General features: G+C 59.3%; 12 protein-coding genes and 1 pseudogene. 7 read left to right on the forward strand and 6 right to left on the reverse strand.

Translation table 11 applies throughout. The annotated features are described in order from the left end of the window. Positions 1–109 precede the first annotated feature (109 nt). The 7 genes and pseudogenes from CKO31_RS14490 (at position 110) to CKO31_RS14520 (ending at position 7,258) form a co-directional block, all read left to right on the forward strand. On the forward strand, positions 110–1,831 hold the full coding sequence (locus CKO31_RS14490) for an asparagine synthase-related protein (RefSeq protein ID WP_200238782.1): 1,722 nt from the start codon (positions 110–112) through the stop codon (positions 1,829–1,831). Between the two features lie 69 nt (positions 1,832–1,900). Next, positions 1,901–2,968: a glycosyltransferase family 4 protein gene (locus CKO31_RS14495; protein WP_200238784.1), complete on the forward strand. Its 1,068-nt coding sequence runs from the start codon at positions 1,901–1,903 to the stop codon at positions 2,966–2,968. 205 nt (positions 2,969–3,173) lie between these two features. Further along, entirely contained in the window at positions 3,174–4,277 is a 1,104-nt protein-coding gene (locus CKO31_RS14500; RefSeq protein ID WP_200238787.1) for a rhamnosyltransferase WsaF family glycosyltransferase, read from the forward strand. A gap of 170 nt (positions 4,278–4,447) precedes the next feature. Next, a pseudogene (locus tag CKO31_RS27675) lies at positions 4,448–4,912 on the forward strand (glycosyltransferase family 4 protein); the annotation flags it as partial. A gap of 308 nt (positions 4,913–5,220) precedes the next feature. Then, a complete protein-coding gene (locus CKO31_RS26865; protein WP_242475385.1) occupies positions 5,221–5,778 on the forward strand; it encodes a rhamnosyltransferase WsaF family glycosyltransferase in 558 nt (185 codons plus the stop codon). 132 nt (positions 5,779–5,910) lie between these two features. Next, positions 5,911–6,942 carry a glycosyltransferase gene (locus tag CKO31_RS14515; RefSeq protein WP_200238794.1) on the forward strand — a complete coding sequence of 344 codons (1,032 nt, stop codon included), beginning with the start codon at positions 5,911–5,913 and terminating at the stop codon, positions 6,940–6,942. Positions 6,943–6,955: 13 nt separating this feature from the next. Continuing rightward, positions 6,956–7,258, forward strand: a complete 303-nt coding sequence (locus CKO31_RS14520; protein WP_242475386.1) for a glycosyltransferase family 2 protein — start codon at positions 6,956–6,958, stop codon at positions 7,256–7,258. 521 nt (positions 7,259–7,779) lie between these two features. Here CKO31_RS14520 and CKO31_RS14525 read toward each other — a convergent pair. From CKO31_RS14525 to CKO31_RS14550, 6 genes are all read right to left on the reverse strand, one after another. Continuing rightward, positions 7,780–8,943, reverse strand: coding sequence for a glycosyltransferase family 4 protein (locus CKO31_RS14525; protein ID WP_200238799.1), 1,164 nt, complete (start codon positions 8,941–8,943; stop codon positions 7,780–7,782). A gap of 184 nt (positions 8,944–9,127) precedes the next feature. Beyond that, the gene (locus CKO31_RS14530) at positions 9,128–10,048 is read right to left on the reverse strand and encodes a hypothetical protein (RefSeq protein WP_200238801.1); all 921 of its coding nucleotides are present in this window, start codon (positions 10,046–10,048) and stop codon (positions 9,128–9,130) included. Between the two features lie 107 nt (positions 10,049–10,155). Next, complete coding sequence (locus CKO31_RS14535; protein ID WP_200238804.1) at positions 10,156–11,013, reverse strand: sulfotransferase; 858 nt, start codon at positions 11,011–11,013, stop codon at positions 10,156–10,158. Positions 11,014–11,312: 299 nt separating this feature from the next. Further along, positions 11,313–12,254, reverse strand: coding sequence for a polysaccharide deacetylase family protein (locus tag CKO31_RS14540; protein ID WP_200238807.1), 942 nt, complete (start codon positions 12,252–12,254; stop codon positions 11,313–11,315). Beyond that, positions 12,233–13,015, reverse strand: coding sequence for a sulfotransferase family protein (locus CKO31_RS14545; RefSeq protein WP_242475390.1), 783 nt, complete (start codon positions 13,013–13,015; stop codon positions 12,233–12,235). The genes CKO31_RS14540 and CKO31_RS14545 overlap by 22 nt, the downstream gene beginning before the upstream one ends. After that, a complete protein-coding gene (locus tag CKO31_RS14550; protein ID WP_200238812.1) occupies positions 13,012–13,932 on the reverse strand; it encodes a glycosyltransferase family 2 protein in 921 nt (306 codons plus the stop codon). The genes CKO31_RS14545 and CKO31_RS14550 overlap by 4 nt, the downstream gene beginning before the upstream one ends. Positions 13,933–14,029 lie beyond the last annotated feature (97 nt).

Here is a 14,029-nt window from a genome sequence, read left to right on the forward strand (position 1 = left end):
TCTTCCGGCTTGTACACCGCTCGATACATCGCATAGACCAAAACCTCCAAATGGCACCAGCGAAGCGCCGGCAAGCCATGTCCGTGTCACTGCTGCATAACTCTCCACCATGTCTAAAGGCCTGATCGTCTATTACCGCAACGGAACTCCGCCTGACGCTGTCACTTGGGCGCAAGGTTTCTGCGAGCGCCTCCTGCCGGACAACGCGACAGTCAAGACTCCCCGCGTGGTCGCCAGCGAGCACGCCTTGTCCGTGGTCTATGGTCCCTTGCCCAGCCTGTTGGCGGACGGCCTGAGCTTCTGCCTTGGGGCACCTGCCAATCCCGGTCCCACGCACCTCGCCATGGATGCGCCTGCCCCCGACGGTACTTTCGCATTGCTCCGCTGCGACGGCCACGCGGTCAAGGCGTCGACAGACTACACCGCCTCGCGGAGCATCTGGTATTGCCTCACCGAAGACGCCTTTGTCGTAAGCACATCACAGCGGATGCTTGTCGCTGCCCTCGGGAGTTATCAACCCAATACGCAAGCGCTCGGCTGGTTCCTCGCGAGCGGCACGCTCGGCCCGGAGAACGCCTGGGATGCGCGGGCGCAACTGCTGCCCGGTAACAGCACCATCCGCTTCGATCCCCAGTCCTGGCGGCTAGACCTCCAACCCGGCGGCACGCTCACCGTCCGTGAGGTCAAGCGGCCGGACCTTGAGCACGAGCAGCGTTTGCGCTCAGCGGTCGACGAAGCCGCCGCATCCATGATCTCTGAAGACCAACAGTGGGTGCTCGCGTTGTCAGGTGGCATGGACAGCCGCAGTCTGCTGTACTATCTACAAGAGAAAGGCAATGTCGAAGCCGTCACCTGGGGCCTACGGGACGCACCGAAACGCCCGGACAGCGACGCCGCCTTGGCCATTCAGTTGGCACAGCAGTGTGGACTCAAGCACTCTTATTGGGTCACCGACATTGAGCAAGCGAACCTCGAAAAGGTATTCGCGCGCTTCGTGGCTGCCGGCGAAGGCCGCCTGGACCATCTCTCGGGCTACATGGACGGACTCGCGCTTTGGGCAAGGCTCTCCGCGAAGCCCGTGACCATGATACGCGGCTACGATGCATTCGGCAGCAAAGGGCCGGCTCGCAACGAATATCAAGCGCGCGATGCCAGCACGCTGCTCACGGCGGACGATTTTCGCGACGCCTTCCTACCCGACGAGCTGCGCGCCTCGCCGGATCAGATTCCGCAAAGCCTCGGACGCCGTCCGAGTGAATCCCTGGCCGATTGGCGCGATCGTCTCTGGCTCGAATACCGTACGCCTTATGTTACTGCGTCCCTGGACGATATCAAGTTCGCGTACACTGAAGTCGTGAACCCCTTACTCTCCCGCCCGGTCGTCGAAACCTTCCAGCAACTGCCCGAGCACATGCGCACCCACAAACGCGTGTTCCGCCACATCGTAGAGCAGATGTTCCCCGGCGTACCCTTTGCACGTCGCGACTCAGTCCAGCATATCGGCTCTATTGCCCGGCAAAGTGATGTCAAGACGTTCCTGGCCGACAAGCTGCGCGCAGCCGGGGGCGACTCGATCCTGCCCGTTTCCTTTTCCCATTGGCTGGCGAATAACCTCGATCAAGGGGAAGAGCGCATCGCACGCCGCCGCCGCGTGGTTGCGACAATCCGCACCTACATGCCACAACCCGTGCAAGACATGCTCCGGGCCATCGGCCACAGAACACCGCGTATGGATGCGCGGCGCGTGGCCATCCGCGCGGTCCTGGCGGACCTCGCCACCAAGCAGCTCGCGGCCGACGCGAGCTTCCACCATCGGTCAACGCCTCAATGACCACACCCGCCCCAGCGCGGCCGGTAACCTCCTACCGGATCACGCTCCGACGCTGATGCCTGCCATCCCATGAAAGTCGTCGCGCTCACGAGTGGCCGCACAATGCCTTCCGCCCGGTTTCGGGTCCGGCAATACATCCCGGCCCTCGCCGAGCGCGGTGTCGAGGTCCAGGAGCACCCACCCCTGCTCGAGCAGAACGCAAAGCTCCCGGGTGCCCTCGGCCGTATCCGGCCCCGCTACCTGGGACCACTCGGGCTCGGGATGGTCGCCGCCCATTACGCCGCGCGCATCCCCGGAGTGATCGCATCGAGATTCGGCGACATCGTTTGGCTTCAGCGCGATCTGCTGCGCTGGGGCGTCAGCTACGAGCCCCTACTCAAACGACCCCTCGTCTTCGATGTCGACGACGCCATCTGGCTCAAGCGCCCCTTCGTTGGAAAAATCGCGAAGTCTGCAACTGCCGTGTTCGCCGGCAACCAGTTCTTGGCCGACTGGTTCTCCCAGCACAACCAGAATGTCTTTGTCGTACCAACGGCCATCGACACCGACCGCTTCAAGCCACGCGACCACCGCCCCGAAGGCCAGCCGTTCACTGTCGGATGGACCGGCTCACGCCCCAACCTTCGCTACCTTCAGTCAATTCAGCGACCGCTCGGACACTTCCTGAGAGAACATGGGAACGCCCGCCTGCTGGTCGTATGCGATGCCTCCCCAGACCTGCCGGACGTGCCCTCGAGTCGGATAACATATCTCCGCTGGACGCCCGCCAACGAAGTCGAGTCTCTCCAGCACATGGACGTCGGGATCATGCCCCTAAGTGACGGCGATTGGGAGCGGGGAAAATGCAGCTTCAAGATGTTGCAGTACATGGCGGCGGCTCTCCCGGTCGTCGTATCGCCCGTCGGTATGAATCGCGAACTGTTGAGAGCAGGGGACTTGGGGCTTCCAGCGACCTGCGACAAGGAATGGCTGGACAGCCTCTTTGAACTTGCGCGCGATCCAAGCCGCGCCGAGGCCATTGGACGATGTGGAAGGAGGACCGCAGAAACGAGCTACAGCGTTGAAGCGATTTCCATGAGGTTGAGAGCTTTGTTTTACACGATCAGGGAGCCGCGCCAAACCGCTAACGCGCGGTAGCACGAGGCCCCGGAACCGACTGTTATTTTCAGACAAGCAGCAAGTACACACCCCCAAACCACAGCCTCCTCCGCAACAAATGCGAATCATCAAGTCTGCCCGCCGGATCGCACAGAAAATTCGGCCTCCTAACCCCACCTCTCCTTGCGTGCGGCGACTCAATGCAGTGCGATTCGAGCGATCCGTGGCCGACTCACCTCCGTACTTGAACGTCCTGCTGTCTTCCTGTCGGCTCAGAAATATGAGCGGCGGACCAAACACCGTCCTTCAACTCGCCGTACGCGCAGCATTGCGCGGCGTGCCGGTCCGGATCTTTTCAGCCTTTGCAGATCCTGACCGTGATTCTGCTCCCCTGCTGCGCCATGCGGAATCCATCACGGGGCAACAGATCCCAGCAGGACAGCTGACCTTCGCTTCAGCTCGCCCGGGCAAAGATCCTTGGTCTTTCGGCTCGGAGGACCGCTTCCTAGCGACCGCCTGGGGAACAGCTCACTTGGCGCGCAGCGCGATAGCACAAACCTCGGGCAGCAAGTTTACCTATCTGATTCAGGATTTTGAGCCCGGTTTCTTCCCCTGGTCTTCCGAGTATGCGCTCGCCTTGGAAACCTACGGGATGGATATGTTGCCGATTGTGAACGAGCCGACTGTGGCTTCATTTTTGAGGGACCTTAAAGCGGGCCGCTTCTCCGATCCAGACTTCTACCACCAGACCACCAGTTTCTGGCCCGCAGTAGACCGCAACTTCTTCTGCCCCGAATCCACCCGAAGTCGAAAGCGCAAACTACTTTTCTACGCCCGCCCGCAGCAACGCCGATTCATGTTCGACATCGGCATCCTGGCGCTCAAGCAGGCTTGCCGTCGCGGCCTGTTGCCGCCGACAGACTGGGAGGTCATCGGGGTCGGAGCCCATTTGCCAGACATCGCACTGGGAAACGGACAAGTCCTGCGCAATAAGCCATGGCTCAGCTTCGACAGGTATGCGGCTTTGATGCGTAGCGCGGACATCATGTTGTCGCTTTCGCTTGCGCCCCACACAAGCTATCCGCCTTTGGAGGCGGCCGCATGCGGGGCTCTCGTCGTCACCAATACCTTCGGTACCAAGACCGCTGAGGCGCTCGCGCAACTCAGCCCCGACATTATCGCCGCCGAACCCACCCCGCTGGCCTTGGCAGCAGCACTCGAACAAGCGGTCGAATCGGCATCAGCAAAGAAAAACAAACAAGATCGACTGTCATTGCACAGCGATTGGGAACGCGCCCTCGAACCCGCAGTCGACAAGCTGTGCGAGTTCCTCGATAGCCGAGATTGAAGCATCGATGTTGGGACTACTTTCTCAAAAGAGCGTCACAATCTCCATCAGCGCGAACGGCATAATGGCTTGAACGGTATCGCAATGAAGCCCAGCTTGAACAAGATCCGCGCAGCACGATCGGGTAACTCACGATCCTTCTGCGCACCTGCGCTTGTCGGAACGCGGTCGTGAACGCGACGGCTGGCGCACGCAACAACGTCTTGCGGCGAGCCGCTGGACCAAAAGTCGCTAATCGCGCCTTGGTCATATCCCATAGCGCCGGCCTCGCCGGGGCTGAACGATCCCTGCTGACTTGCTCCGAGTACCTCAAGGCTGCCGGCTGGCAGCTCATAGTTGTATGCCCGAGAAGAGGCCCACTCGTCGGCAAACTGACCAGCATCGGTGTAGCTGTCCGCATTATCCACTTTCCATGGTGGACGACAACGGATGCCGGCGTCTGCCGCAACATCAACCGAGCGGCGTCCCGCATCGCCCGGCTTGCACGGGACAGCGAAAGTCAAGTGATCTATTCAAACACCAGCGTCGTCAACGTTGGGGCTGTTGCAGCCATGATCGCGGGCATTCCCCACGTCTGGCATATAAGGGAATTCCTCAGTCGTTCGTGCTTTCTTGGCAAGTTGCAACGCGATTTCGTCAAGGCCGCGTCCAACCGCGTGCTCTTCAATTCTCGCGCAGTGCAGATAGATACCACAGGACCCGCTGGTTGGGGTCATTCCGCGGTGCTATACAACTACGTTTCGAGCCCTACAAAATCGTGCCGCCGGGTCGAACATGATCCGGAGTTGCGCGCGTTCCTGCGTCTGCTTGACGCCGACGACGTCCGAGAGGCACCTAAACTCTTGGTGCTCGGCGCCGTGCAACCGTACAAGCGGCCGGCGGATGCCATCAAGGCACTCGACTTGCTGAAGTCTCGAAAGCCGCACGGCGCAGTGGACAGCCATTGCGCCTGTTATTTTATGCCCAACCGCAACAACCGCGCTTCTTATTCGAGCTTGCCCTGCGCGCACTCCGCCGCGCTATCGCGCAAAACGGCTTCGCGATTCATGATTGGGAGTTTTTGTCAATTGGTGAGCCCCTCCCGCCAATCGATCTCGGCAGCGGCGCGACGCTGGTCAATCGGCCTTGGCTCGCGTTTGAGGATTATGCGGCACTCATCCGTTCCGCAGACGTCATACTCTCACTGATGCTCTCACCACACACCAGCTACCCCCCGCTGGAGGGTGCTGCGGCAGGTGCAGCGGTTGTAACCACCACCTTCCAGACCAAAACGGCAGACGAACTCCACAAGTTGTCTCCAGACCTATTTGCCGCGGCGCCCACTACGGAAGCGATCACCGCGGCGCTTTGCGAAGCCGCGCATGCCGCGGCCACCAAGGCAGTAAAGCGCGATCAACTCTCCCTGCCCGCGGATTGGACGACGGCCATGGAGGCGACAGCCGACGAGGTCAACAGTTGGTTCCACCGCGGGAGTGCAGCACAATCGACACCCGATGACTGACCCGGTGTCGCCTGCTCAGCCTCGGCACCAACCGCAGCCCACGCAACCGGCGTGACTCCAGCCTTCCCGGAACCGGCGGTTGGCTAGCGCTCGCCACACCCATGCAGCATAATTGCTAACGTCGGGTCCCAGATGCCAAAGTTCTGGATCGTCATGGCGGTCTACCGCCCCAACGCCGTTTTCTTGACGGAGCAGCTCAAGTCACTAACGGGCCAAACCCATGTTGACTGGCGCTGCGTCCTCGTCGACGACTCCGACGACCCCGCCGAGCACGCCAAGTTACAGGCCGCCGCTGCCGCCGACAGCCGCTTCCTGGTCAGAGCACACAGCGGGCGCGCCGGTTCCGTCAAGGCATTCGAGTCGGGGCTGTCGCTCACCCCGGTTGACGCTGATTACATCTGCTACTGCGACCAAGACGACATCTGGATGCCGGACAAATTGGCGATCACCGCGGATTTCTTCCGCCGGACAGACGCCATCCTAGTCCATACTGACCTCGCGACCATGGACGAGGCCGGGGCGGAGATCCATGGATCTCTCTTTCGACAGGAATCACGCGTGCTGGACCACCGACTGCTCTACCTCATCACAAAGAACGTCGCTACCGGTTGTACAATGGCGTTCGGTCGGGCGCTGCTGCCCTTCCTGCTCCCGTTTCCCAAGCTGGGCTTCCCGCCGCCGTACCACCATGATCTTTGGACAATCCTACATGCCGCAGCGCGAGGCGACATCGGCGTCATCAAGCGGCCGCTCGTGCGCTACCGCCAGCACGCCGGCAACCAGATCGGACAACGGGAGCCACCCGCCATTCGGCGATTTCCCCGTGCCCTTCTGCGCGCCCCCGCAAGATACCTTGCGAGCTGTCGCTCGCGCTGGCAGCTCCATGCCCGCATCGCATCCGACTTTCTTGGCTCGCTGCGAGAGCACTCGGCAACGCCAGTGTCGCCCGATGTCGACCAGCTGCGGCTATGGCTGCACGCGCGATACCCACCGCGCAGTATGCGTCAACTCGCGCGCGAGCTGTATGCCCGCAAGGATCCTGCATTCGTCGTCGCCCAGCAAATGCTCTTCGGCAAATTGTCGGGGGTTGCCTGTCCGCAAACTGCCCAGATAGAGCGCCACTGGACTGAGTCCATGCGAAGCCCTGATAGACCCACGTGGTAAGTGCTCGCAAACCATGGCCTCTCTCGGGCTCCAACAGCATGACTCCCCTGCCACACTCACGGACCCACCATTGACAACTCCCACTGTCTCGGTTGTCCTGCCGACCTACAATAGGGCAGACACCATCGGCGCCGCGATACGCAGCGTCTTGTGCCAATCGTTCGCAGCGCTGGAGCTCATCGTGGTCGACGACGGGTCGACCGACAACACCTCCGAAGTCGTCGATGCATTAGACGATCCGCACTCGCGCTATCATGTGCAAGCGAACCGCGGCGCCAGCGCAGCGCGAAACGCCGGTATCGCCGAGGTCGCCTGACAGTATATTACGTTCCAAAACTCCAGCAATCATTGTGAATTTGTGGGGCCAGCTCCAGATGGCCTCGGGTCCGCACATTTAGCAACGGCAGGCACGGCTTTTAGACCAACTCATCCTTGGCAATTTTATCGATACGCCAAAGATGTTGGGGCCTTGATCATAACTCCGACCACCTTCCGCGTCCGCCTCCGGCGCTCCAGCCTAAGTGTCTGATTTCTTGGGCATGGCGGAAGCTAAACCACCGGCGACACTAGGTTTTGGACGGACTTATGATCAAGGCCGATGTTGGCCTGGATAAAGTCGCTTCGCGCAGTCGGCGGATTGGCTGAAGCTCTGGCTCGGCTCCAAGACTAGAATCTCGCGAACGGGCGCAGAAGCTTGGCGAAGTCATGTTCAAGCCCCAAGCGTCAGGGTTTTGGCGGCCAATCAGCAGCCGCAGGCCATAGCCGCCACCAACAAGGGGTGGCGGCACTGAGCCTGCCGGCGATGTTCGACGCAGCCACGCTCGGCGACATCCGGCCTCACAACACTCCCAACCAGGAAAGTAGCGCCGGCATGCGCTCCATCTGACGGCGCCGGGAGAACCGCTCGTCGTAGCGCCTACGTGCCGCATCCGCCCACGCCGCGGCCTGTGTCGGTTCAGTCAGGGCCTTCACCACTCCCGCAACCATCGATTCAGGCTCATTCCAATCGAAGAGTAACCCCGTCCGATTATGGTCGATCAGTTCCGGAATGCCGTCGGCTGTCGAGGCGACAACGGGGGTGCCCGCTGCCATGGCCTCCAGGATGACACGGGGCAGCGCCTCTGCTCGCGACGGGAACAACATCATATCTGCCGCGCAGATATAGGGGATCGCAGAGGGTTGCTCCGCAATATGGGTTATGCTTGGGCCGTACTTTCCCGCGGCAACTCCCTCAACCAGCGGCAGACCGTAATCGGGTGTCGCCTTCCCCAGGATGATCAGTCTCGCGGTCGGCAGCTTTTTCTTGATGCCTTTCCAGTTCCGCAGCACGATCTCGATCCCCTTGCGCTCCTCCACCGCGCCTGGGCAGATGATCATTTTCTCATCGCCGGAAAGCCCTAGACCGGACCGAATCGCGTCTCGCTCTCCCGAGGAGACACTAGCGACTTCTTCCTCCTCGCAGCAGTTCGGGAAACAGAAGCTGGGCTTAGCCGACAGCTCCGGCATTCGAGTCCATTCTTCCTGGCCAATGCGCGAAACGAAAATCAGCTGATCGAAGGTCGCGAATTCGCGGATGACCTGCGATATCGGCGTGCCCCTAGTGCCGTACTCGAAGTGTCGAGGGGACTCCCTTACGATGAGTGCACTACGCTTTGGCGCGGCGGCCAAAGAGCGCCAATAACTGATGCTTGCCCATCCATTCACGACGACCACTTCGCGGTGCATAGCTCGGCGCATGCCGCTACGCATCAGATGCCGGAAGGATCGATCAAGGCGTCCGCGGACCCGTCCCACCCAGCCACGCCCGTAGCGTTTCCGTGCCTCTGTCCGGTACCAGATCGGTTCGTGGAGCGGATATCCGGCGGCCGACGAATCAAAGAACTCAGTTCGCGGACAGACAATCCGTGTGTCACCGCAATGGGCGAGCAGGGCCTTGGCGAAATCCCGAGCCGACTTTGCGGACCCATGGGCCTCCCCAAGATAGGCGCTCACGTAAAACATCCGTTTCTCCTGGATACCACCGCCTAAAGGGCTGCTACCTGCGTAGGGCGCCTAGCACCCCAGGGTGATAAGCATGATCCTTATGCGGCAACACCGCGCAATGATCGACAGCGTCGAGGCGGGCAGGTTGCTACGCCGCGGGTAGGCAGGCGGCAGTCGAGGACCCCAAGCAGGCGAGCCGTGCTTACCAACGCTGACGACTGACGGCGGGGCACTCCCGCCGGTAGGAACCTCGCCGGAGGCGCTTCGCGGCATCGAGTAGGATTCCCGGCCCTAAGGTTCCGCTCACGCGAAGCCGGTTGAGCTCGAAGCGCGCCCCTGCCGGCAAGAAACGCTCGCCGGGCAGCGGCGACTGCCTTGCAATGCGCGCGAGCTCACGCCCTTCCATCGCAGCGAGGGACGAGAAGCGCGCGGCAGTTACCTCCGAGTCGTAATCCACCGCCTCCGGGCCCCAGCGAGACTGAAGGGCATCGTTGAAGCCGATGACCGCGAGCGCAAGCCGCCGATCCCCAGTCTCCCGGAAATGGGCCTCTAGGTTCTCGAAATGGTACCAGTGCGCGACACGCTGACCGGCCTGCACCCGTGAACGCCCCTTCTGCACGAACTTCACACCCTTGTGCACGCCGAAGTGATACGCCTGAAACGGCGACGGGTCGGGGCTGTGGACGGCCGCGGGCGCCAAGCGTGTGGTGTCCGCGACACGTTGATGAGGATGGTCCACCATGTCTACGAAGATCGCCTCTGCCGTCTGCTGCCACCGGTGGGTGGATCGATACACGTGGAGGCCGAAGATCCGACGGCGCGTCATCCAGTCGTTGAGCGCTATCTCCAGGTGTTCGAGCTCCGGCTCGCTCCGAAACCGCTCCGCGCACTCTTCAAAAAAGGTGGGCCGGGCCAACACCATGTCCGCGTCCACCTTGATGAAGAGATCGACCTCCCCGGCGCGCTCCATGAAGGTCCTATACAGCGTATCGTGCGCCTCCTTATTGGGTAGGTTCGAGAGCACGAACCGGTCAAACGCCGGCAACGTTTGCCTATCGATGGATTCAAGGCACTGCTCGAACTCGTTCTCAATGCAGTGCGTAATACCGACAAGGATGTTCAAAAGATTACCACTGAGCGTTAACAAGCTAAAGCGCTAATCATAACAAGCATACGGATGGTGGGCGTTGCTCACGTACTCCAATCCAGAAAAGTCGACGCTCATATCGCTCACTCCAAATAGCCAAATCGGGCAAGCTCAAGCTCCGCTATGCGCCCGAAAGTCCGACGGTCGGATAGCGAGAGGCAGTCTGCTTGTCTCTTATCGATCCGCGGATCAAGGGCGCGCACAATCTCCTCTCGGTCAAACCAATAGTGCCGATCCACCTCCCCGAACCCTACGCCATAATCACCGCTCGCGCCCCGCTTACCCTTCGCCTTGAGGCGCAAATGTTCCAACGTACTTGGTTCGAGCCCCAGAAACCGGAAAAGCTTTTCTGAGACCGCGAATGGATCTTCCAAGACGTCCTCGAACCGAATGACGTCAAAGTGTTCGCAGGTCTCGGCCTGACTCAGTATCTGATTCACCGTTCTAGAATACAAACGTGCCGCGTCTTCCGCCGAACCTCCCCGACGAACTACGCCATCGCAAAACGCGAACCCGTTCCGGACCAAGCCTATGAAATGGCATTGTGCATATGTGGCCGCGATGAAGCTCGACAATGCCACATCGTCCATCAACGACTTCAAGCAAACGACCGTTTCTTCAATCTCCTCTTGTCGATAACGCCTGTCCGGCGCAGCCTGCCCCTGATCCTCATCCTCCAGACACGCGATTTTAAGATCGTAGGCTACGCTCTTAAATCGTGCTCGTAAGATGGGCCCGATCACCGGACTCAACCCGAAACCTTTCCGGATCAGCTTGCCGACTACCCCAAGTCGGCCGATTATCTCCCTCACCTCGTAGCGCGGCAAACAGACTGATGGATGCGACGCGATCAGATTCCAAAGAATATTCGACCCACCCCGAGGCAGTGCGGCGATTACTATTGCGCGATCTTTTCCACAAGGCGGTATAGTCATGGCCATTGCCCTCAAGCAATTTCACTCGATTCTTCGCCAGAGTATACCCGGTCAACTACATACCCACCGGATATACCGCCCGACCCTGTGATTCGGGCAGGCATCGATCATAACGCCGCACGCGCACGTTCTGACCCGGTAGCCAGCAGGCCAGACGACGCGAGTGATTTCAGGGGTTTACCAAGAGCGAAACGATCGGCTACGCCAGGCTTTACACGGACTTTCGATCAGGGACATTCCGCAGGGAAAAAAAACCGGTGATACGATTACCCACGAAGACTGCCGCCTGAAGATTTCGCGACCGGCTAGCGCCTAGCCGTATCCACCATCGTGTTCCAGTCACATCCCAGGACACTAAGCCCATCGCACAAAAAACGATCAATAGTCGACGGAGTACTGCCAAGGTTAAGGGCGGGTTTTGTTGTCACTACACGCCGATAACCTGCCCGCTTTACGCAACTGTTACGGCTATTCACTGGATCGCCGTAGGGAAGCACGAAGATCTCGCACGGCACGCGAGTCAGGTCTTCTATGTACTGTTTCGAGTGCTCCATCTCCACGCGAGCTACCTCTGCGGGAACGCAGGACATACAGATATGTGACATCCCGTGGGAGCCGATGGTGATACGTGGATGCTGACTGAGCTCTTTTAGCTGGGCCTTGGTCAGGTACAAATCGAAGACGCTCTGCCTTGCTCTGTCGTCAAGACCAAGATTAGCTACAAGCTCCGCCCTGTCTTTCCAACTGCGGAACTTGTACTCTTTGCGGATTGCTTCATAGGCGGCTATTTTGTCGCCGTTTATCGCGTTGGCAGAAAGGCTCCGAGAAACCCCAGCCGGATCAGCATTGAGCGCCCGCGCGAGCACCACCTCATAGGGGATCACCTCACGCTCAATAAAGCCAACTGTCGGAGACACGGTAGCCGGTATGCCAAGCTCCTCCAGTATGGGCAAAGCCTCCGTCAGGTTATCGGCAAATCCGTCGTCGAACGTCACGGCAAACCAAGCGTCCGGGAAGCGCGACTCCGCTAGGCTCACGGGCTCCGCCATACGGGCTGCCTCCTCGATCAGTGACCGAAAATCGGCGGGCGACGTGACGACGCCCGGCCTTCCGATGCTCGAAATCGGAGTGTCAGATATGGAATGAAAGCCCAGACAAAAACCGCGGGGGCCATCGAAGGCGTGCTTGGGCTTTCTAAACAGCCCCTTGAGTCCCCGAAAGCGCTCTAGGCTGAAGGGCGAAGCCATCTCTCAAGATCCCTGTTATAACGAGCCTCCAGTTCACGAACCATCGGCCTATACAGATGGCTCAACCGTGCAACGGCGCCTTTGCTGGGGCCCGCCGCGTAAGCCTCTCGTTCACGACGCTCTTTCCATTTAGCAAAAAATGACAACCTCCCGGCCGAACCCTTGCCGATCACCGTTGAGTTGATGCGTTTCCGCTCCGCGCCTACCTCAACGGCGCGATCATGATCGACACCGAGGAAGTTGAACACAGAGGATAATACACCCACTGGCCGAACAGCTACATCGTCCTGAAAAATGACCAGCACCTGGTCTCGACCAAACAGGGATTCCGTGAGGTCGATGTGTTGATCATACATTCCAGGCAGTATCCAGTCAGAATAAAGGTCATAGTTGCTTTCCCACTCTTCAAACTCGAAAGCGATCTTGCCCTTCTTGCGCTCATGCCAGTAATGTGACCATGCCCGATCGATGGGGTTTCGCAAGATCAGCACCACCAGTGCGCTTGAATCGAGCCGCGCAATCCTCTGCATGGCTAACGCAGAACGCGCGTAGGTCACCGTCGCATCACCAACGATCTGGCTAGGCGCAGCCGTTTCAAACAGCCTCTGATACCAAGGGATGCCCCGATCAAAGTGGATATCGAAAAAGTGGAGCATATGCTCGTCTGGTAAGAACACATCTGGATGTGCTTGCAGTGCCCGGTGCAACCACGTCGACGCGCACTTCTGGAAACCGGCAATGACAAAAAAGCCCGATTTCATCTCCACGCTCTCTCGCGCGACGGTAGGTTGCCTCTCAGGAAGCCCGGACCCATGGCTGCGGCCGCGACGAATACTCGGGGCAGAGATACATTGTATCGACGCCGATACACAGACAGGAACTGATGGGTCAGCCAAGAACGCTGACCCGCACTGAAATGCCGAAGTTTCCAAATCCACTTAATATGGTAAGCAGCGGTGACCGCGCGATCAACGCCCTTTCCTCGCCGTAAGATACCCGCCTGCTCGTAGCGCGCGCTCTTCTCTTCTGCGGTCTCTCCCACACGAGGGTGTCGACGGAGTAAGCCGACCCCATCAGATGGCTCCAGCGTGCCGTAGGCGGCCGTCAGAAAAAGAATTAAATCGTCTCCACCATAGATGCGCTCGAACGGTAACCCTTTAACTAAAGTTGCCCTAAATAAACCGTGGATCGCAGAGCACTTAACTAAATTCTGCGCCACCAATACGGGCGCGACAACACAATCTACAGACGATGTATCGATATCCGAGTCACCAGACATCAGAACAGTTGCTGGATTTCCTTCATCAACAAAGTTGCACCGAGGAAATACCATAGCGCAGCGTGGGTTCGACAGTTTGCGAATTGCGTCCTCCACAAAACTCGGTGCAAGGATGTCGTGTGCGCCAAGCCACATGAAGAATGATCCTCGCGCAGCATCCCGAACTATGCGAAAATTGTGGGTCGCCCCGATGTTATACGAATTTCTTATAATTACAACTCGTTCGTCGCCCGCAGACGCCTGCCGTATGATCTCATACGTCGCGTCTGTCGACCCATTGTCACTAACAACTATTTCAATATTCTCGTAGCTTTGCGTTTGCGCAGAGCGAACCGCTTCACCGATATACTTTGCCTCGTTATACGCTGGAATTCCTATGCTGATCAGAGAGTTAGCCATGAAGCGACCCGATTACCAACGATACTCATGAAACTTATGCGTTGCGTAGTGTGTATTAGTTCTAAGATCAATTTGGTGCGCGAAAGGCGACGGTCCC

Source organism: Thiohalocapsa halophila (assembly GCF_016583825.1).
Classification (GTDB): domain Bacteria; phylum Pseudomonadota; class Gammaproteobacteria; order Chromatiales; family Chromatiaceae; genus Thiohalocapsa; species Thiohalocapsa halophila.

What these genes read in the sequence shown, in the direction of transcription:
- CKO31_RS14490 (WP_200238782.1), top strand. Translation starts at nt 110, where the DNA reads ATGTCTAAAGGCCTGATCGTCTATTACCGCAACGGAACTCCGCCTGAC.
- CKO31_RS14495 (WP_200238784.1), top strand. Translation starts at nt 1,901, where the DNA reads ATGAAAGTCGTCGCGCTCACGAGTGGCCGCACAATGCCTTCCGCCCGG.
- CKO31_RS14515 (WP_200238794.1), top strand. Translation starts at nt 5,911, where the DNA reads ATGCCAAAGTTCTGGATCGTCATGGCGGTCTACCGCCCCAACGCCGTT.
- CKO31_RS14520 (WP_242475386.1), top strand. Translation starts at nt 6,956, where the DNA reads ATGGCCTCTCTCGGGCTCCAACAGCATGACTCCCCTGCCACACTCACG.
- CKO31_RS14525 (WP_200238799.1), bottom strand. Translation starts at nt 8,943, where the DNA reads ATGTTTTACGTGAGCGCCTATCTTGGGGAGGCCCATGGGTCCGCAAAG.
- CKO31_RS14535 (WP_200238804.1), bottom strand. Translation starts at nt 11,013, where the DNA reads ATGGCCATGACTATACCGCCTTGTGGAAAAGATCGCGCAATAGTAATC.
- CKO31_RS14540 (WP_200238807.1), bottom strand. Translation starts at nt 12,254, where the DNA reads ATGGCTTCGCCCTTCAGCCTAGAGCGCTTTCGGGGACTCAAGGGGCTG.
- CKO31_RS14545 (WP_242475390.1), bottom strand. Translation starts at nt 13,015, where the DNA reads ATGAAATCGGGCTTTTTTGTCATTGCCGGTTTCCAGAAGTGCGCGTCG.
- CKO31_RS14550 (WP_200238812.1), bottom strand. Translation starts at nt 13,932, where the DNA reads ATGGCTAACTCTCTGATCAGCATAGGAATTCCAGCGTATAACGAGGCA.